The 19,565-nt window shown below is 66.0% G+C and carries 17 protein-coding genes; 14 read left to right on the top strand and 3 right to left on the bottom strand.

Features of this window, described 5'->3' with window-relative positions; genetic code table 11:
* Positions 1 to 86: 86 nt before the first annotated feature.
* From boxC to boxA, 3 genes are all read left to right on the top strand, one after another.
* On the top strand, positions 87 to 1,778 hold the full coding sequence (boxC, locus tag JQ639_RS21795; protein ID WP_211968347.1) for a 2,3-epoxybenzoyl-CoA dihydrolase: 1,692 nt from the start codon (positions 87 to 89) through the stop codon (positions 1,776 to 1,778).
* A 56-nt stretch (positions 1,779 to 1,834) separates the two neighbouring features.
* Complete coding sequence (boxB, locus tag JQ639_RS21790; RefSeq protein ID WP_211968346.1) at positions 1,835 to 3,286, top strand: benzoyl-CoA 2,3-epoxidase subunit BoxB; 1,452 nt, start codon at positions 1,835 to 1,837, stop codon at positions 3,284 to 3,286.
* A gap of 89 nt (positions 3,287 to 3,375) precedes the next feature.
* Positions 3,376 to 4,572, top strand: coding sequence for a benzoyl-CoA 2,3-epoxidase subunit BoxA (gene boxA, locus JQ639_RS21785; RefSeq protein WP_211968345.1), 1,197 nt, complete (start codon positions 3,376 to 3,378; stop codon positions 4,570 to 4,572).
* Positions 4,573 to 4,763: 191 nt separating this feature from the next.
* Here the strand turns inward: boxA and JQ639_RS21780 are convergent, their stop codons facing one another.
* A complete protein-coding gene (locus JQ639_RS21780; protein WP_211968344.1) occupies positions 4,764 to 5,570 on the bottom strand; it encodes an SDR family oxidoreductase in 807 nt (268 codons plus the stop codon).
* 98 nt (positions 5,571 to 5,668) lie between these two features.
* Positions 5,669 to 6,724: a polysaccharide deacetylase family protein gene (locus JQ639_RS21775; protein ID WP_211968343.1), complete on the bottom strand. Its 1,056-nt coding sequence runs from the start codon at positions 6,722 to 6,724 to the stop codon at positions 5,669 to 5,671.
* Between the two features lie 291 nt (positions 6,725 to 7,015).
* Between JQ639_RS21775 and JQ639_RS21770 the strand changes: the two genes are divergently transcribed.
* From JQ639_RS21770 to phoB, 10 genes are all read left to right on the top strand, one after another.
* Positions 7,016 to 8,413 carry an OmpA family protein gene (locus JQ639_RS21770; RefSeq protein WP_211968342.1) on the top strand — a complete coding sequence of 466 codons (1,398 nt, stop codon included), beginning with the start codon at positions 7,016 to 7,018 and terminating at the stop codon, positions 8,411 to 8,413.
* Positions 8,414 to 8,427: 14 nt separating this feature from the next.
* Positions 8,428 to 8,724 (top strand): hypothetical protein, encoded by a 297-nt coding sequence (locus JQ639_RS21765; protein WP_211968341.1) that lies wholly within the window; start codon positions 8,428 to 8,430, stop codon positions 8,722 to 8,724.
* Between the two features lie 283 nt (positions 8,725 to 9,007).
* Complete coding sequence (locus JQ639_RS21760; RefSeq protein WP_211968340.1) at positions 9,008 to 10,063, top strand: lysylphosphatidylglycerol synthase domain-containing protein; 1,056 nt, start codon at positions 9,008 to 9,010, stop codon at positions 10,061 to 10,063.
* A 58-nt stretch (positions 10,064 to 10,121) separates the two neighbouring features.
* Positions 10,122 to 11,390 carry an ATP-binding protein gene (locus JQ639_RS21755; protein ID WP_249123409.1) on the top strand — a complete coding sequence of 423 codons (1,269 nt, stop codon included), beginning with the start codon at positions 10,122 to 10,124 and terminating at the stop codon, positions 11,388 to 11,390.
* Positions 11,391 to 11,530: 140 nt separating this feature from the next.
* A complete protein-coding gene (gene pstS / locus JQ639_RS21750) occupies positions 11,531 to 12,577 on the top strand; it encodes a phosphate ABC transporter substrate-binding protein PstS (protein ID WP_211968338.1) in 1,047 nt (348 codons plus the stop codon).
* Between the two features lie 159 nt (positions 12,578 to 12,736).
* Complete coding sequence (gene pstC, locus JQ639_RS21745) at positions 12,737 to 13,732, top strand: phosphate ABC transporter permease subunit PstC (RefSeq protein WP_371745159.1); 996 nt, start codon at positions 12,737 to 12,739, stop codon at positions 13,730 to 13,732.
* The gene (gene pstA, locus JQ639_RS21740; protein WP_211968337.1) at positions 13,732 to 14,610 is read left to right on the top strand and encodes a phosphate ABC transporter permease PstA; all 879 of its coding nucleotides are present in this window, start codon (positions 13,732 to 13,734) and stop codon (positions 14,608 to 14,610) included. The genes pstC and pstA overlap by 1 nt, the downstream gene beginning before the upstream one ends.
* Positions 14,610 to 15,425 carry a phosphate ABC transporter ATP-binding protein PstB gene (pstB, locus tag JQ639_RS21735; protein ID WP_211968336.1) on the top strand — a complete coding sequence of 272 codons (816 nt, stop codon included), beginning with the start codon at positions 14,610 to 14,612 and terminating at the stop codon, positions 15,423 to 15,425. Before pstA ends, pstB begins: the two co-directional genes overlap by 1 nt.
* A 25-nt stretch (positions 15,426 to 15,450) precedes the next feature.
* Entirely contained in the window at positions 15,451 to 16,167 is a 717-nt protein-coding gene (phoU, locus tag JQ639_RS21730; protein WP_211968335.1) for a phosphate signaling complex protein PhoU, read from the top strand.
* A gap of 19 nt (positions 16,168 to 16,186) precedes the next feature.
* A complete protein-coding gene (gene phoB, locus JQ639_RS21725; protein ID WP_211968334.1) occupies positions 16,187 to 16,888 on the top strand; it encodes a phosphate regulon transcriptional regulator PhoB in 702 nt (233 codons plus the stop codon).
* Positions 16,889 to 16,999: 111 nt separating this feature from the next.
* Here phoB and JQ639_RS21720 read toward each other — a convergent pair whose 3' ends face one another.
* Positions 17,000 to 17,803 (bottom strand): helix-turn-helix domain-containing protein, encoded by an 804-nt coding sequence (locus tag JQ639_RS21720; RefSeq protein ID WP_211968333.1) that lies wholly within the window; start codon positions 17,801 to 17,803, stop codon positions 17,000 to 17,002.
* Positions 17,804 to 17,941: 138 nt separating this feature from the next.
* Between JQ639_RS21720 and JQ639_RS21715 the strand changes: the two genes are divergently transcribed.
* Positions 17,942 to 19,390 carry a sulfatase family protein gene (locus JQ639_RS21715; RefSeq protein ID WP_211968332.1) on the top strand — a complete coding sequence of 483 codons (1,449 nt, stop codon included), beginning with the start codon at positions 17,942 to 17,944 and terminating at the stop codon, positions 19,388 to 19,390.
* Positions 19,391 to 19,565: the final 175 nt, after the last annotated feature.

Genomic DNA, 19,565 nt, shown 5'->3' with positions numbered 1-19,565 from the left:
GACGAGCATTCGAACATGCATTATTATGCATATTAATCCCCAAGGGGTCGACGCAACACCACACGACAACAGGGTTCAGGTGGCTCATGGCAGGTGAGGGCAGCAAACTCGCCCACGGCGCGACGTTCATCGATTTTCAGACCGATCCGTCCCGCTACCGGCACTGGAAGATCGACGTCGCCGGCGATGTCGCCACACTGACCATGGATGTCGACGAGAACGGCGGCCTGTTCGAAGGCTACCTGCTCAAGCTCAATTCCTACGATCTCGGCGTCGACATCGAGCTCGCCGACGCGGTGCAGCGGCTGCGCTTCGAGCACCCCGAGGTCAAGGCGGTGGTGCTGCGCTCGGGCAAGAACCGGGTGTTCTGCGCCGGCGCCAACATCCGCATGCTCGCCGGATCGACCCACGCCCACAAGGTCAATTTCTGCAAGTTCACCAACGAGACGCGCAACGGCATCGAGGATTCCAGCGCCAACTCCGGCCAGCGCTTCATCTGCGTGGTCAATGGCACCGCCGCAGGTGGCGGTTATGAGCTGGCGCTCGCCGCCGATCATATCGTGCTCGCCGACGACGGCTCGGCCGCCGTGGCCCTGCCCGAGGTGCCGCTGCTGGCGGTGCTGCCGGGCACCGGCGGCCTCACGCGCGTGGTCGACAAGCGCAAGGTGCGCCGCGACCATGCCGACTATTTCTGCACCATCGAGGAAGGCGTCAAGGGTCGCCGTGCGGTGCAGTGGCGTCTCGTCGACGAGCTCGCGCCCAATTCCCGACTCGAAGCCAAGGTCGCCGAGCGCGCCCGTGCCTTTGCCGAGGCTTCGCCGCGCAATGGCGCCGGCCAGCAGGGCATCGCGCTGACGCCTCTCTCGCGCGCCATCGACAGCAATGGCCTGCATTACGGCTTCGTCGAAGTCGAGATCAACCGCGCGGCGCGTATCGCCACCATCACCGTCAAGGCGCCGGACGACGCGCCGCCGGCTGATGTCGCCGGCATGGTGGCGCAGGGCGCTTCGTTCTGGCCGTTGCAGGCCGCGCGCGAACTCGACGACGCCATCCTGCACCTGCGCATCAACGAGCTTGGCCTTGCGATGCTGGTGTTCAAGTCGCATGGCGACAGCGCCAGGGTGCTGGCCTATGACGCATTTCTTGACGCGCACAAGGACCACTGGCTGGTCAACGAGATCCGCCACAACTGGAAGCGCGTGCTCAAGCGGGTCGACGTCACCTCGCGCACGCTGGTGGCGATGGTCGAGCCGGGATCGTGCTTCGCCGGCACGCTCGCCGAACTCGTGTTCGCCGCCGACCGCTCCTACATGCTGATCGGCGAGAAGCAGGGCGACAACCGTCCGCCGGCGACTCTCGTGCTGTCACCTGCCAATTTCGGTCCCTACCCCATGAGCCATGGCCTGACGCGGCTCGAGGCGCGGCTGCAGGCCGATCCGGCGGATCTGGAAGCTGCGAAGGCGCGCATCGGCGAGACGCTCGATGCGGAGACCGCCGAGGAGCTCGGCCTCGTCACCTTCGCGCTCGACGATATCGACTGGGACGACGAGGTTCGTGTGTTCCTCGAGGAGCGCGCCAGCTTCTCGCCCGACAGCCTCACCGGCATGGAGGCGAACCTGCGCTTCGTCGGGCCGGAGACGATGGAATCCAAGATCTTCGCCCGCCTCACCGCCTGGCAGAACTGGATCTTCCAGCGGCCGAACGCCGTTGGTCCGGATGGCGCGCTGCGTCGCTACGGCACCGGCGAGCGTGCGCAGTTCGACATGACACGGGTCTGAGACAGGGCAGCGGACGCGCAGTGGCGCGCGCCCACAGGAACAACGCATAGCGGGAGTTGGCCATGAACGTGATGAACGTCGACTACACCACCAAGATTCCGAACAACGTCAATCTCGCCGAAGACCGCCAGGTGCTGAAGGCGCTGGAAGGCTGGCATCCCGGCTATCTCGACTGGTGGAACGACATGGGTCCGGAGGGTTTCCAGGAAGCGCTGGTCTACCTGCGCACGGCGGTCAGCGTCGATCCCAAGGGCTGGGCCAAGTTCGACTACGTGCGCATGCCGGATTATCGCTGGGGCGTGCTGCTGGCGCCGCAGGACGAGGCGCGCCTCGTCAACTTCGGCCAGCACAAAGGCGAGAAGGCGTGGCAGGAAGTGCCCGGCGAATACCGCGCCATGCTGCGCCGCCTGGTCGTGATCCAGGGCGACACCGAGCCGGCCTCCGTCGAACAGCAGCGCCATCTCGGCAAGACTGCCCCCTCGCTCTACGACATGCGCAACCTGTTCCAGGTGAACGTCGAGGAGGGCCGCCATCTCTGGGCGATGGTCTACCTGCTGCAGAAGTATTTCGGTCGTGACGGCCGCGAGGAGGCGGACGACCTGCTGCGCCGCCGCTCGGGCGATGCCGATGCGCCGCGCATGCTCGGCGCCTTCAACGAGGCGACGCCGGACTGGCTGTCGTTCTTCATGTTCACCTTCTTCACCGATCGCGACGGCAAGATGCAGCTCGAGAGCCTGGCGCAGTCCGGCTTCGATCCGCTGTCGCGCACCTGCCGCTTCATGCTGACCGAGGAAGCGCATCACATGTTCGTCGGCGAGACCGGCGTCGGCCGCGTCCTGCAGCGCACCTGCGAGGCGATGAAGGCGGCGGGCATCGAGGACCCCAACGCCATCGACAAGGTGCGCGCGCTCGGCGTCATCGACCTGCCGACCATGCAGAAGAAGATGAACCTGCACTATTCGCTGTCGCTCGACCTGTTCGGCTCCGAGGTCTCGACCAATGCGGCGAACTTCTATAACGCCGGCCTCAAGGGGCGTTTCCAGGAAACCAAGATCGAGGACGATCACCGCCTCACCAGCGATATCTATCCGGTGCTCAAGCTGGTCAACGGCGAGATCAAGCTGGTCGACGAGCCGGCGCTGACCGCGCTCAACATGCGCCTGCGCGACGATTACACCGCCGATTGCGCCAAGGGCGTCGAGCGCTGGAACAAGATCATCGAGAAGGCCGGTGTCGACTTCCGCCTGGAACTGCCGCACACCGCATTCCACCGCCAGATCGGCGAATTCGCCAATGTCCAGGCGACGCCGAAGGGCGTTATCGTCAGCGATGCGGAGTGGGCGCGCCTGCGCAACGACTACCTGCCGTCGAGCGCGGACGGCGATTTCATCGCCTCGCTGATGACCCCGGTGGCCGAGCCCGGCCAGTTCGCCAACTGGATCGCGCCGCCCAAGGTCGGCATCGATAACAAGCCCGGTGACTTCGAGTACGTCAAGATCGCCGCATAACGCCTCCCGAGGTGGAGGCCTCATCCTTCGAGACGCGGCCTTGCAGGCCGCTCCTCAGGATGAGTAGATAACGATGGGATGAAGAGGACATGCACGTCGAAGGGCTTCTCAAGCAGCATGTGATCGATCCGGAGATCTGCATCCGGTGCAACACCTGCGAGGAGACGTGTCCGATCGACGCGGTCACCCATGACGACAACAACTATGTCGTCAACGCCGAGATCTGCAATTACTGCATGGACTGCATTTCGCCGTGTCCGACCGGCGCCATCGACAACTGGCGCGTGGTGACGAAAGCCTACTCACTCGAGGACCAGTTCTCGTGGGGCGAGCTGCCGCCGCAGGAGGACCTTGGCACCGCCGACGCCGGCGGCGCGATCGAGGCGCTGGAGGACGAGGTCGGTGCGCTGCTCGAAGAGGCGCGCAAGGGCCTCGGCGGCAAGCCGATTGCGCCGGCGTCAGCGAGCAAGCCGACCGTCAACCTCTACAACCGCGGCAAGCCGGCGAAGGCGACGGTCACCGGTAACTTCCGTCTCACCGATGCGGACGCAGAGTCCGACGTCCGTCATCTCATTCTCGACTTCGGCGACCAGCCGTTTCCAGTGCTGGAGGGCCAAAGCATCGGCGTCATCCCGCCGGGCACCGATGCCGACGGCAAGCCGCATGCGGCGCGGCTCTATTCCATCGCCAGCTCCCGCGACGGCGAGAAACCGAACGCCAATAATCTGGCGCTCACCGTCAAGCGCGAACCGGGCGGCGTCTGCTCCAACTTCCTCTGCGACCTGCCGCGCGGCGCCAAGGTCGAGGTCACCGGTCCGTTCGGCGCGACCTTCCTGATCCCGAACGATCCAGCGTCGAACATCGTGATGATCTGCACCGGGACCGGTTCGGCGCCGTTCCGCGCCTTCACCGAACGGCGCCGCCGCGCCATGCCGCAGGCGCCGGGACATCTGCTGCTGTTCTTCGGCGCGCGGCGTCCGGAGGAACTGCCGTATTTCGGCCCGCTGCAGAAGGTGCCGGAAAAGCTGCTGACGCGGCACTTCTGCTATTCCCGGGTGCCGGGCGAGCCGCGCACCTATGTGCAGGACCGCATCCGCAGCGAGGGCGGCCGCGTCGCCACGCTGCTCGGCGACGCCAACACCCATGTCTATATCTGCGGCCTCAAGGGCATGGAGAGCGGCGTCGATGAAGCCTTCGCCGACATCTGCCGCCACGCCGGCGTCGACTGGGCCGGCCTCAAGGTCGCCATGCGCGAGAGCGGGCGCTATCACGTCGAGACGTATTGAGGCGTTCGTCGTCGCTCTGAAGATGCAAGCCCCTCATGGTGGGGAGGCGCGCTCGCACCGTCTCGAACCATGAGGCCGAGGCGCGCTACGCGGCCTCATCCTTCGAGACGCGGCCAAGACGCCGCTCCTCAGGATGAGGGGAAACGCCGAGGCGAAGTGAAGCGGTTTCCTCGCCTCAACGTCTGCCGTCCTCAATCCCAGCCCGAGCCCTTGATCCCAGGGTTGGCGTAGACGATGCCGCCGTCGACGGCGATGGTGGTGCCGACCACGTAGTCGCCGGCACGCGAGGCCAGGTAGATCGCGGTGCCCGCCATGTCCTCGTCGGTGCCGATGCGGCCCGCGGGCACGCGCTCGGCGACGACGTCGGCGTTGTCGCGCGCGGCCTTGTTCATGTCGGAGCTGAACGGCCCCGGCGCGATCGCCGACACCACGACATGGTCCTTGATCAGCTTCGCCGCCATGCGGCGGGTGAGGTGGATGAGGCCGGACTTGCTGGCGGCGTAGGAATAGGTCTCCAGCGGATTGACGAAGATGCCGTCGATCGAGGCGATATTGATCACCTTGGCCGGTCGCGCGGCGCTCGCGGCGGCGCGCAGCGGCGCGGCCAGCGCCTTGGTCAGGAAGAACGGCGTCTTGACGTTGAGGTTCATCACCTTGTCCCAGCCGCTCTCGGGAAACTCGTCGAAGTCTGCGCCCCACGCCGCGCCGGCGTTATTGACAAGGATATCGAGCTTCGGCTCGCGCTTCTTGATCTCGGCGGCGAGCATGTCGACACCCGCGGTGGTCGAGATGTCGATCGGCAGCGCGATGCACTCGCCGCCATAAGCCGCCGTCAGTTCCTTCGCGGTCTCCTCGCACGGCCCGGCCTTGCGCGCGGTGATGTAGACGCGTGCCGCCCCCTGGGCAAGAAAGCCTGCGGCAATCATCTTGCCGATGCCGCGCGATCCGCCGGTGACAAGGGCGACGCGGCCCTCGAGTGAGAACAGGTTTGCGAACATGGCTTCCTCCCGACGCTCTGTGGCGCTGTGCGAACTGTGCGTCAGGTTTGCGCCCCGGCCGCAGGCTGAGTCAAGGATCGCGACGATGGACGCGCCGATCAGGCCGCGTCGACGCGGCGGAAGCCGTTCCACATCGCGGTCGCGGCGCCCGACGTCAGGACGGCGAGGAAGCGGCGGTCCTGGTAATTGCCGTTGAGCGAAATACGCGGCAGCGCCGTCAGGTGGTTGGCGTTGTCGGCGAACAGCACGCCGGGCCGTGTGGTCACCGCGGTATCGAAGCCGAGCGTGCGTGCAAGCGCGAACTCGCGCGTGGTCGCCGCGCCGCGGTCGCCGTAGGGATAGGCGAAGTGGCGCACCGGCCGCTGCAGCGCTTCGGCGATGCGCGTGCGACTGTCCGCCATCTCGCGCGTTGCGCCGGTCTCGGTCTCGCGTGCCAGGTTGCAGTGGGACAACGTGTGGGCGCCGATGGTCACCAGCGGCTCGGCGGCGAAGGCGCGCAACTCGTCCCACGACAGGCAGAGGTCGGCGCCGCGGGCCTTGGTCGCGATGCCGTGTTGCCGGCAGAGCCGGTCGACCGCGTCGCGCACCGCGGTGTCGTCGGGCAGGCCGCGCAGCCAGCCGTGCAACTGCGCGAAGGCGTCGGTCTTGGCCTGCGGAGTGCCGCAGTCGAGCCGGATGCCGTCGCCGATCGGCGCCTCGATGGTGTCGGCCTGCGCCACCAGCTGCTCGAGCGCCAGCCACCACAGCGGGCCGCTGCCGTCGGCGAAGTCTGCTGCGGCATAGACCGTAAAAGGTGCGTCATAGTCGCGCATCACGGGCAGGGCGTGGTCGCGGTTGTCGCGGTAGCCGTCGTCGAAGGTGAAGCAGGCAAAGCGGCGCTCGAAGTCGCCGGCCGCAAGGCGGCGGTGCATCTCGTCGAGGCCGATGATCTCGAAACCCTGAGCGCGGACGTGGGCAAGGGTGGCGCGCAGGAAGTCCGGCGTGACTTCGAGATGGCGGTTGGGCTGGAAGGCGTCGTCGCGCGCCGGTCGCACATGGTGCAGCATCAGGATCAGGCCGACGCCGCCGAGCAGCGGTCGCAGCAGGTGATGGGCGCCGGAGAAATAAAGGGCGTCGAAGCCGGCGCGGATGATGCTGTTGCGGATGTTCGGCATGGCGGGCAGCCCGGACGTCGGCCTCTCAAACGGGGCGAAGCGGAAGCACTGCCAGAAATCGCTTAAGAAAGCGGTTATGCGCGGGAGCGGCAAAGAGGGGGCTGGCGCGGGGCACGGCGAAGCGGTTACGGTTTGCCGTCAGGCATGTCGCCTGCCATGGCCATGGAGCCTGCGCCCCGACGACGGGTCTGCGCCGTCCTGTGGCGCGGCGCGGCACATTCTGGTCATTTCTAAATTGACACTCCAGCAAGTGTTTGTTTTCACTGCGTCGACATCGACGAAGGTAGCCGAATGCGTGGTTTTTTCAGGTGGAGCAACAAATGGTGGCCGGGGCTGCTCCCTCTGGTCATTCTTTGGATCATCGCCGCCTGGAACACGACCGTTCCGCTGGAGCAGGACCTGACCGCGGAGGCCAGCGCCGCGCTCAAGGACAGCGTTCTCGACAAGACCCGGATCGCCGCCGCCGGACGCGATCTCACCTTCTCGGCTGAAGCGTTTTCCGAGCAGGGCCGGCGCACCGCGCTGGCGCAGGTCGAGAGCGTGCCGGGCGTGCGGCTTGTCAACGACGAGACCCGCCTGGTGCCGGAAGCGAAGCCGTTTGTCTGGAGCGCCGAGCGTGACGTGGTGCGGGTGACGCTGAGCGGCAGCGCACCGCTGCCGGCGGTGCGGACGCGCCTCGCGGAGGCGGCGCGCGCCGCCACCGGCGGCGGCGAGGTCGCCGATCGCATGGTGCTGTCGCGTGGTGCACCGCAGCGTTTTGACGCCGCTGCCCAGCTGCTGCTCGACCAGATCGGCAAGCTCAAGGACGGCAAGGTGACGCTGTCCGACTCCGACGTCAGCCTCAGCGGCATGGCCCGCGATCTCGGTGGCCGCGAGGCCATCGCTGCGGCGTTGAAGAACCTGCCGGAAGGGTTCAAGGTCGCCGAGAACGCCGTCAAGGCGCCACCCTACATCTTCCAGGTAAACAAGGATCCGGTCGCCGGCACCGTCACCTTCACCGGCTATGTCCCCGACAATGCGGTTCACGCCGCACTGGTGGCGGCGGCGACCCGCAAGTTCTTCGATACCAAGGTGGTCGACAACCTCAAGGCCAGCGTCGGCGCGCCGTCCGGCTTTGCCAATGCCGCGACCTTCGCGCTGGGGGCGCTGTCGCGGCTGTCGACCGGCTCGCTGGTGATCGCCGACCGTGAAGTCAAGCTGTCCGGCGACGCCCTCTACGGCATCGCCGCGGACCAGATCCGCGCCGGACTTGCCACCGAGCTGCCCAAGGACTGGAAGGCGGCGACCGAGGTCACGGTCCGTCCGGCGGCCAGCATGGTCGATCCCTCGATCTGCCAGCAGCTGTTCAGCGACCTTTTCAAGAAGGGCAAGATCCGCTTCGAGACCGGCAGCGCCACCATCGATCCGGATTCGGGGAGTCTGCTCGACCGCCTGGTCGAGGCGGCCCTGCGTTGCCCGGCGGCCAGCATCGAGATCGGCGGCCACACGGACTCCGCCGGCGACGATGCCGCCAATCAGACGCTGTCCGAGAAGCGGGCGCAGGCGGTTCTTGAATACCTAGTGAAGGCCGGTCTGCCGGGGGATCGCCTGACCGCGGTGGGCCACGGCAGCACCCAGCCGATTGCCGCCAACGACACCGACGAGGGCAAGGCGGAGAACCGCCGCATCGAATTCATGGTGAAGGAATAGCCGAGGAACAATTGATGGCCTATCTCGCGGTCTTTCACTGGGGCTGGCTGGCGGGCGCGCTGGTGCTGGGCTTCTGCATGGGCTGGATTGCCGTGGTCCATCGCGGCCAGCCGTTGTCCGGCGTGATGATGCGGCGCATCGCGATCATCGTCGCCACGTTTGTGGCCGTGGTGCTGGCGCGGGCCATTCCGGGGCGCCCTGGCTACTGGTTCGATCTTGGTCTTGTCATGTTCGCATTCTATCTGGTGGGGTGTGCCGTCGGATCCTGGCTGCGCGACCGGGTGGTTGCGCGCCATGCCGCGGCGAAATGACGCCAGCAGCCTGCGCGATCTGCAGAGGCCGACGAATGACCGTGCCGTGTTTCCACTCGCGCAGCCCTGCGGCAGTGGTTAAGCCGTGGTTTGCGTCCCCGGGACGCCGCACGTGAGCGCCGGATGGAGCCGCGGAGCAGGGGTGGCCGCGCCCTGGCGTGATGTGCTCTCGCGACGGGGCGGCGCTTCTGCTAGGACAGCAGGGCCGGGGGAGTTTCGACGCGGCGGCGCGGGGGCAAAAGCCCGGGCCGCGGCGCCGTGGAGGATGGCATTCGAGGTCTAGATGCTGGGATCAATACGCAGAACGATCGCCGTTCTGCGCGAGCGGCAAATCCTGCAAAAAATCGGCATTGTGATCAGCATCACGATCATCGCGACCGCATGCTACATTCTCTACCATTCCCTGCAGGATCTCGACTTCGATGACCTGATGGAGGCGCTGCGGGAAACCGACCGCCGCGCCATCCTCCTCGCCGGGCTGTGCGTCGCGGCGGCCTACTTCACGCTGACCTTCTACGACCTGTTCGCGTTGCGGACCATCGGCCGCAGCGATGTGCCCTATCGCATCGCGGCGCTCGCCGGCTTCACCAGTTATTCGATCGGGCACAATGTCGGCGCCAGCGTCTTCACCGGCGGCGCGGTGCGCTATCGCATCTACTCCGCATGGGGGCTGACGGCGATCGACGTCGCCAAGGTCTGTTTCGTCGCGGGCCTGACGTTCTGGCTCGGCAATGCCGCCGTGCTCGGCATCGGCGTGCTCTATCACCCGGAGGCGGCGGCATCCGTCGACCAGCTGCCGCCGCTGCTCAACCGTGTGATCGCGCTGGCGATTCTCGCGGCGCTGGTGGGGTACGTGGCCTGGGTCTGGGTCAAGCCGCGCCGGGTCGGCCGCGGCACCTGGACCGTGGTGTTGCCCGGCGGGCCGCTGACGCTGCTGCAGATCGCCATCGGCATCATTGATCTCGGGTTCTGCGCGCTGGCGATGTTCATCCTGCTGCCGGACGAGCCCCATGTCGGTTTCATCGTGGTCGCGGTCATTTTCGTGTCCGCGACGCTGCTCGGCTTCGCATCGCACTCGCCGGGTGGCCTCGGGGTGTTCGATGCCGCGATGCTGATCGGGCTGTGGCAGTTCGACAAGGAAGAGCTGCTGGCCGGCATGCTGTTGTTCCGTGTCCTCTATTACCTGGTGCCGTTCGTGCTGGCTGTCACGCTCCTGACGCTTCGGGAGGTCATCGTAGGGGCGCGCAACAAGAAGGTGCAGGACGCCTTCGCGACCCTCGACGAAACAGCCAAGCAGAGGCCACAGATTTTGCGGGACCAGGGTGATGGCGGCATCTGACCAGACCGAGCGGGACCGCGACCTGGGCCTGTCTGGCCGGACCACCCCTTCTCCCCTGATGTCGCAATGGTCGGAACGGCTGCGCCGGGCCGCCATTATCCTGGTGGCCGGGGCGCTGGCGCTCGGGGCGCTTGTGGTGTTCGGCGACGTTTCCTTTCCGCGGGCGCTTGCGGTGTTCGTCTGCCTGGTCGCCGGCGCGCTGATCCCCTGGCGGCTGCACGATGCCGAGCAGGCACGCGGCGAGGGCGTCGGCGCGGTTCCGGTCGAGACGCCAGTGGTGCGTGCCGTTGTCGAGGGCATGCCCGACCCGGCGGTGCTGCTCGACCGGGCCGGACGGGTGCTGCATTTCAACACGGCGGCAGGCCAGCTCGCGCCGGCGCTGCGCAAGGGCGAACTGGCGCAGTTCGCGCTGCGCTCGCCGGAGATCATCACGGCGCTGCGCCAGGCGATTGCCACCGCCGAACCCAAGCGCACCACCTATCTCGATCATGTTCCCGTCGATCGCTGGATGGAGCTGATCGTCACCCCGATCGCCGTGCCGACCGCGTTCGGCGGCTCCGACTACTGCATGCTGATGACTTTCCACGACCAGACGCCGCTGCGCCGGGTCGAGGAGATGCGTGCCGACTTCGTCGCCAACGCCAGCCATGAGCTGCGCACGCCATTGGCGGCGCTGTCCGGCTTCATCGACACCCTGCAGGGGCCGGCGCGTGAAGATCCAAAGGCGCGCGAGCGTTTCCTCGCCATCATGCATGCCCAGGCGACGCGCATGGCCCGCCTGATCGACGACCTCTTGTCGCTGTCGCGGGTCGAGCTCAGCGCCCATGTCCGCCCGGACACTTCGGTGGATATCGTCACCATCATCCGCCAGGTGGTGGATGGCCTGGAGTCTCTGGCCAAGGAGCGCCAGGTGGCCATCGAGGTCGACCTGCCGACCCTGCCGATCGCCATTGCCGGCGACCGCGAGGAGCTGCTGCGGCTGTTCGAGAACCTGATCGAGAACGCCCTGAAATACGGCGCCTCCGGTGGCCGTGTCATCGTGTCGCTGGTAATGGCGAATTCGACCGATGGCGCCCCCGAGGTGCGGGTTCTGGTGCGGGATTTCGGTCCCGGCATCGCCCCCGAACACCTGCCGCGGCTGACCGAGCGCTTCTACCGGGTGGATGTCGGCGACAGCCGCAACCAGGGTGGCACCGGGCTCGGATTATCCTTGGTAAAACACATTCTTAACCGTCATCGCGGCCGTCTGCTGATCGAGAGCGTGCCCGCCAAGGGCGCGACTTTTACCGCCTGTTTTCCCCAGACGAAAACCGCGCAGAATACGTAAACACCCGCCTTTTCAAGGGGTTGAGGGTGTCACATGAGTGTCATTAAACCCTCATAAAACTCTCAACGCCGGCTCCTAAGAAGCCGCCGAGGGTGATGATCGAACGCGATTGCGCCCCGCTCAAACGATGGAGAGATCCCGTGAATTTCATCAAAGCGATCGTCGCTGCCGGCGTTGTTGCCGTCTCGACGCTGCCGGCCCTTGCCGTGGACATTTCCGGCGCGGGCGCGACCTTCCCGTATCCGATCTACGCCAAGTGGGCGGATGCCTATAAGAAGGAAACCGGCAACGGGCTGAACTATCAGTCCATCGGCTCGGGCGGCGGCATCAAGCAGATCCAGGCCAAGACCGTCACCTTCGGCGCCACCGACATGCCGCTCAAGGGCGAAGAGCTCGAGAAGCATGGCCTCGTCCAGTTCCCGACCGTCATGGGCGGCGTGGTTCCGGTCGTGAACCTCGACGGCGTCGCCGCCGGTGAGCTGGTGCTCGACGGCGTGACCCTCGCCAAGATCTTCCAGGGCGAAGTGAAGACCTGGGATGACGCGGCGATCAAGAAGCTGAACCCGTCGGCCAAGCTGCCGTCGCAGGCGATCGTCGTCGTGCATCGTTCGGACGGCTCGGGCACCACCTTCGTGTTCACCGACTATCTCTCCAAGGTGAGCCCGGACTGGAAGAGCAAGGTCGGCGCCAACACCGCCGTCGAGTGGCCGACCGGCCTCGGCGCCAAGGGCAACGAGGGCGTTGCCAACAACGTCGCGCAGACCAAGGGTTCGATCGGTTACGTCGAGTACGCCTACGCCAAGCAGAACAAGCTGACCTTCACCAAGCTGATCAACACCGCCGGCAAGACCGTTGCGCCGACCGTTGAAGCATTCACCGCCGCGGCGGCGAATGCCAACTGGGAAGGCACCCCGGGCTTCGGCGTGATCCTGACCAACGAGCCGGGCGACGCCTCCTGGCCGATCTCGAGCGCCACCTTCATCCTGATCCACAAGCAGCCGCAGGACGCCGCGGCCGCGACCGAAGCGCTGAAGTTCTTCGCCTGGGCCTATGCCAAGGGCGGCGCTGCGGCTCAGGAACTCGACTACGTGCCGATGCCGGCCAACGTCATCAAGTCGATCCAGAAGGTCTGGGCCAACGACATCAAGGACGGCTCCGGCAAGGCGCTGTTCTCGGCCTCGAACTGAGGTTTCAGCGGTGGGGAGGTTCGCGCTTCCCCACCGTTTTTCTTTCCGGACTGATGTGTTGAAATTCCTGTTCCCGTCGGCAGGCGATGGGAACATCGGCACTCCTCACGCGGCCGATGCCGCCGGAGGGTTGTCATGACATTCGCCAGGAGGCGGCCCGTGGTTGACATGGCGTTGGGTGGTCAGAGCGTGAGCGCACGACAGGACGTCAAGGAGCGCGCCCGCGCGCTGGACAGGTTGCGGCTCAGCGACGACATCTTCCGCATCCTGACGCGCAGCGCGGCGATGCTGGTGCTCGCGCTGCTCGGCGGCGTGATCATCGCGCTGGTCGCCGGCTCGCTGCCGGCGCTGCGCGAGTTCGGCTTCGATTTCGTGGTGTCTGAGAGCTGGAATCCGGTCACCGAGAAGTTCGGTGCGCTGGCTCCGATCTACGGCACGCTCGTCACCTCGTTCGTGGCGATGCTGATCGCAGTGCCGTTCGGCCTGCTGATCGCGATGTTCCTCACCGAGCTGTGCCCGAAGTGGTTGCGCCGCCCGATCGGCATCGCCATCGAGCTGCTCGCCGGCATCCCGAGCATCATCTACGGCATCTGGGGCCTGTTCGTGCTGGCACCCTTCCTGCAGCAGCACATCCAGCCGGGCCTGATCTCGACCTTCGCCAATGTCCCCGGCCTGTCGTCGCTGTTCGCCGGCCCGCCCTACGGCATCGGCGTGTTCACCGCGAGCCTGATCCTTGCGATCATGGTGCTGCCGTTCATCACCTCGATCTCCCGTGACGTGTTCGAGGCCGTGCCGCCCGTGCTCAAGGAGGCCGCCTATGGCCTCGGCTGCAGCACCTGGGAAGTGATGCGCTATGTCGTGCTGCCCTATACCCGGGTCGGCGTCATCGGCGGCGTCATGCTGGGCCTCGGCCGCGCGCTCGGCGAGACCATGGCGGTGACCTTCGTGATCGGCAACGCCCACAAGATCGCCGCCTCGCTGCTGGCGCCGGGCACCACCATCTCGGCGACCATCGCCAACGAGTTCACCGAGGCGGTGGGCGATCTTTACACGTCGTCGCTGATCGCCCTCGGCCTCATCCTGTTCGTGATCACTTTCATCGTGCTCGCCATTGCGCGCTACATGCTGCTGCGCATCGAGCGGAGGATCGGCTGATGGACGCCTCGCTCTATGCTTCCCGCCGCCGCCGCAACGGCATGGCGGTCACTGCCTCGGTCATCGCCACCTCGATCGGCCTGGCGTGGCTTGCGCTGATCCTCGGGGCATTGTTCTGGAAGGGCTTCAGCGGGCTGTCGCTGAACGTTTTCACCCAGATGACGCCGCCGCCGGGCTCCGATGGCGGTCTGCTGAACGCCATCATCGGCAGCCTGATCGTGACTGTCCTCGCGGTCGTGATCGGAACTCCGATCGGCATCCTCGCCGGCACCTACATGGCCGAGTACGGTCGCCACGACAAGCTGACCAGCATCGTGCGCTTCATCAACGACATCCTGCTGAGCGCGCCGTCGATCGTGGTCGGCCTGTTCATCTACGAGGTGATGGTGCGCCCGATGGGCCACTTCTCAGGGATCGCCGGCGCCATCGCGCTCGCCGTGATCGTCATTCCGGTGGTGGTGCGCACAACTGAAGACATGCTGCTGCTGGTGCCCAACACCATGCGCGAGGCGGCGGCGTCGATCGGCCTGCCGCGCTCGCTGATGATCCAGCGCATCGCCTACCGTGCGGCACGTTCCGGCATCGTCACCGGCATCCTGCTCGCGGTTGCCCGCGTCAGCGGCGAAACCGCGCCGCTGCTGTTCACCGCGCTCAACCACCAGTTCCTCAGCACGGTGCCCGTGCCGTTCTTCAATCAGCTCTCCGTCATCAACCTCAACGCGCCGACGCCGAGCCTTCCGGTCGTCATCTTCCAGTTCGCGCTCAGCCCCTATGCCGACTGGCAGAAGCTGGCCTGGACCGGGGCTCTCATCATCACCCTTTCAGTGCTCGCGCTCAGCATTACCGCCCGTGCGCTCGCCGGATCGAGGAAGACCTAATGACCCTGGCAACCGTGACCCCGCCGTCGGCGAATCCCGCGGCGCTCGACACCTCCACGCTCAAGGACAAGATCGCGATCCGCGACCTCGACTTCTTCTATGGCGAGGCGCGTGCGCTCAAGAACATTTCGATGAGCTTGTATGAAAACAAGGTCACCGCGTTCATCGGTCCGTCGGGCTGCGGCAAGTCGACGCTGCTGCGCATCCTCAACCGCATGTACGACCTCTATCCGAACCAGCGGGCCGGCGGTCAGGTCAATTTCGACGGCGCCAACATTCTGGCGCCGGGGCTCGACATCAACCTGCTGCGCGCGCGTATCGGCATGGTGTTCCAGAAGCCGACGCCGTTTCCGATGTCGATCTACGAGAACATCGCGTTCGGCATTCGCCTGTACGAAAAGCTGTCCAAGAGCGAACTCGACAACCGCGTCGAGCAGTCGCTGCGCCGCGCTGCGCTGTGGGACGAGGTCAAGAACAAGCTGAACGCCAACGGCCTCAGCCTGTCGGGCGGTCAGCAGCAGCGCCTGTGCATCGCCCGCACCGTCGCGGTGCGGCCCGAAGTGATCCTGTTCGACGAGCCGTGCTCGGCGCTCGATCCGATCTCGACTGCCAAGATCGAGGAGCTGATCGACGAGCTGAAGGACGACTACACGATCGTGATCGTCACCCACAACATGCAGCAGGCCGCCCGTGTCTCGGATTTCACGGCCTTCATGTATCTGGGCGAACTGATCGAGTTCGGCCCGACGACGAAGATCTTCACTACGCCGTCGGACCGTCGCACGCAGGATTACATCACCGGCCGGTTCGGCTGAGGCGCTTCGCGCGCGGGAGATTATGATGGCCTTTGAACATACAGCCAAAGCCTTCGACCAGGACCTGCAGGAGCTGACCCGCCTGGTCGCTGAGATGGGCGGCCTCGCCGAACGTCAGATCGTCGAATCCGTCGATGCGCTGATCCGTCGCGACATCGCGCTGGGACAGCGGGTGGTCAACGCCGACACCGAGCTCGACAAGCTGCAGCGCAATATCGAGGAGCGTGCGGTGCTGACCATCGCGCGCCGCCAGCCGATGGCCGTCGACCTTCGCGAAATCGTCGGCGCCATGCGCGTCGCCACCGACCTCGAGCGCATCGGCGATCTCGCCAAGAACATCGGTAAGCGCGTCAGTGCGCTCGACAACGATTTTCATCCGCTCAAGCTGATCCGTGGCCTCGAGCACATGGCGAGCCTCGTGCAGTCGCAGATCAAGTCGGTGCTCGACGCCTACGCCGCGCACGACCTGCCGGCGGCGATGGCGGTGTGGAAGGGCGACGAGGAAGTCGACGCGATCTGTACCTCGCTGTTCCGCGAGCTGCTGACCTACATGATGGAAGACCCCCGCAACATCAGCTTCTGCATCCATCTGATGTTCTGCGCCAAGAACATCGAGCGCATGGGTGACCATGCGACCAACATTGCGGAGACCGTGTTCTACATGGTCGAGGGGCAGCAGATGCAGGATCCGCGCCCGAAGGGCGACATGACCGCGTTCGTCACCGCGACCTCCGGCAACTGAACGACTTTAAGGAACCGATATGGGTGCACGCATTCTGGTTGTTGAAGATGAAGAAGCGCTGACGACGCTGCTGCGCTACAATCTCGACGCTGAAGGCTATGATGTGGAAACCGTGGCGCGCGGCGACGAAGCCGACACGCGGCTCAAGGAGCGCATTCCGGATCTCATCGTCCTGGACTGGATGCTGCCCGGCCTGTCTGGCATCGAGCTGTGCCGGCGTCTGCGCGCCCGTCCCGAGACCAAGCAGTTGCCGATCATCATGCTCACCGCGCGCGGCGAGGAGAGCGAGCGCGTGCGCGGCCTTGCGACCGGCGCGGACGATTATATCGTCAAGCCGTTCTCGGTGCCGGAGTTGCTCGCGCGCGTGAAGGGTCTGCTGCGCCGGGCAAGCCCCGAGCGCCTCGCCACGGTCCTGACCTACGGCGATATCGAGCTCGACCGGGACAAGCGTCGCGTCGCTCGCTCGGGCCAGCCGATCGACCTCGGCCCGACCGAGTACCGCCTGCTCGAATTCTTCCTCGAGCATCCGGGCCGGGTGTTCAGCCGCGAGCAACTGCTCGACGGCGTCTGGGGGCGCGACATCTACATCGATGAGCGTACGGTCGACGTGCATATCGGCCGTCTGCGCAAGCTCCTGAATTTCGGCCGTGATCAGGATCCGATCCGCACGGTGCGCGGTGCCGGCTACGCGCTCGACGATCGCTTCGCCAAGGTCGAGTGATCCGTTTCCGCTGCAGCGCGTTCGCTTTTGGTGAAATCGTGAACGCGCTCCAGCTTTTTTGCTGATGCGCTTCCTGCACGGGAGGCGGTGTCCGCTTCGCTCGAAAAGGCGTTAGGCGGGCGCGCCAAGCGGCGGTCGGCCTTCGGAAATGCGGGTGCCGATCGCCTGGGCCGCCTGCTGCAGGCGAGAGAGATGGCGTCGTGCGAACGATGCTTCGCTCATTGCCGATGATCGCCACACGATGTTGATGCAGCCGAGCAACTGCCCGGCACTGAGGATTGGCACCGCGATGCCGATGTCGCCCTGGCCGGCTGACGTGGTTACGCCTGCCGGCGCCCGGCAGCCATATCCCTTCCGCCGGGTCCGTTCGAGGACGGCTTCGAGGCTCTGCTGGCGACGATCGCCGAAGCGCGCAGTGTTGCGGTCGGTCGCCTGACGGGCCTGGGCGACGGCCCGAAGACGCTCCGAGTCCTCGCAATGTGCGAGCCAGGCGCGGCCGAGCCCCGACCCGAGCAGCGACACCCGCAGTCCCACCGGTACCGGCGCGATCGCCAGCGGCGTCAGCGCGCGGGTGGTCTCGATGATTTCCATGGCGCCATCGCGATAGACACCGACGTCCGACGGCCAGGCCACATCCCGGCACAGATGACGCAGCACCGCGGCGCTGTGATCGAGCAGTCGCTCGCGTCCATCCGCGGCGCCCGAGCGGCCGCGGACCGTTCGCCGCCAGTGGCGATCGGCGAGACGCTGGGTGACGTAACCACGCTGTTCGAGGGTCGCGAGCAAGCGGAGCAGCGTCGGCTTCGGCAGGTCGGTCAGCCGATGCAGTTCGCGCAACGGAAGGCCATCGCATGTCTCGAGCGCATCGAGAACATCGAGGCCCCGCGACAGGGCTCTGACGGCGTCATGCTCCATATGTGCGTCCCTCTGCCATGGCCGGCAGGCGTTTCCACCGAGGACACGTTCCACCCTCCGGAACGCCGGTGCAAGAGGGATTGATGTGCGCCGGCGCGCCCTCCTAGCTTTGCCGCCGTGCGACTATGGGAGGTCTCGATGCCTAAAATGACCCGCCGCAGGTTGATCAACTCTGCGGCCGCTACGTCCGTCACGCTCGCGCTCGGCCAGCAGGGCGCGTTTGCGCGGACGCCGCGAAAGCCACCGAATATCATCTTCATCCTTGCCGACGATCTCGGCTATGCCGACCTGTCCTGCTACGGGCCGTCCGAAATGCAGACGCCGAATATCGACCGCATCGCGTCAGGCGGCCTGCGTTTCCTGCAAGCCTACGCCAATTCGGCGGTGTGTTCGGCGACGCGCACCGCGCTGATCACCGGGCGCTATCAGTATCGCCTGCGGCTCGGGCTCGAGGAACCGCTCGCGGGCGCCGGCAAGACCGTCGGGCTGCCCCCGGAGACACCGACCATTCCCTCGCTGCTCAAGAAGCTCGGCTACGGCACGACGCTGGTCGGCAAGTGGCATATGGGCGAACTGCCGGCGTTCGGGCCGCTCAAGAGCGGCTATGATCATTTCTACGGCTTTCGTGGCGGCGCGATCGACTATTATTCGCACAAGGGCACGGACCATCATGACGATCTCTGGGACGATGATCTCGCGATCCATCAGGTCGGCTACGCAACCGAGATGTTCGGCGACCGCGCCGTCCGCGTGATCGAGGATTACGCCAGGGCGAAGCAGCCGTTCTTCCTCAGCCTGCATTTCAATGCGCCGCACTGGCCGTGGGAGGCGCCTGGCGACGAAGCGGAGTCGCAGCGCCTTGCCGGGAAATCGCTGTTCGATTTCGACGGCGGCACGCTGCAGACCTATCGCCGCATGGTGCAGGCGATGGATACCCAGGTCGGCCGGGTCCTGCGCACCCTCGACGCCAAGGGGATCGCCGACGACACCATCGTGGTCTTCACCAGCGACAATGGCGGCGAACGCTTCTCCAACACCTGGCCGTTCACCGGCCGCAAGACCGAGTTGCTGGAGGGCGGCCTGCGGATCCCCGCGGTAGTCCGCTGGCCGGCGCAGATCAAGCCCGGCCGCACCCATGGCCAGGTGATGGCGAGCATGGACTGGCTGCCGACGCTGCTGGCCGCGGCAGGCGGTGCGCCGGATCCGGCGTCTCCGTCCGACGGCATCAGCCTGCTGCCGGTGCTGACCGGCAACCCGGCGCCGGTGCCGCGCAAGCTGTTCTGGCGCTACAAGGCCAATGCGCAGCGCGCCGCGCGCGATGGCGACTGGAAGATCCTCAAGATCCTCGACAAGACCTTCCTGTTCAACGTCGTCGCCGATCCGCTCGAACGCGCCAATCTCAGGGAGCGTCACCGTGACGTCTACGACCGGATGGTCGCGGAATGGACCGAGTGGAACAAGGGCATGTTGCCCGAGGTGCGCGAGAGTTTCACCGACAGCTTCGACAGCGGTCAGCTCGCCGATCACTTCGGTGCGCGCAAGGCTGACGGCCAGCCGGACAACGACGCCGCCTTCCCGCACGACTAGAGCTTTTCGAGTGAAGCAGTTGCCGGTCGGCGTGAAGCAACCGCGCCAAAACAGACACCGGAGCGCGTTCACGCTTTCAGCAACGCGCTCCTGGTGGTGGAGACGGTGGCATGAGCCGCTGCGTCCGGACATACAAAAGCCGCCTCGTCGCCGGGACGAGGCGGCTCTTCAGGCC

This window comes from Bradyrhizobium sp. U87765 SZCCT0048, assembly GCF_018131225.1.
Lineage (GTDB): Bacteria > Pseudomonadota > Alphaproteobacteria > Rhizobiales > Xanthobacteraceae > Bradyrhizobium_A.
Note: the sequence above shows the minus strand (reverse complement) of the source record. Positions and strands in the feature narration are given on the sequence as shown.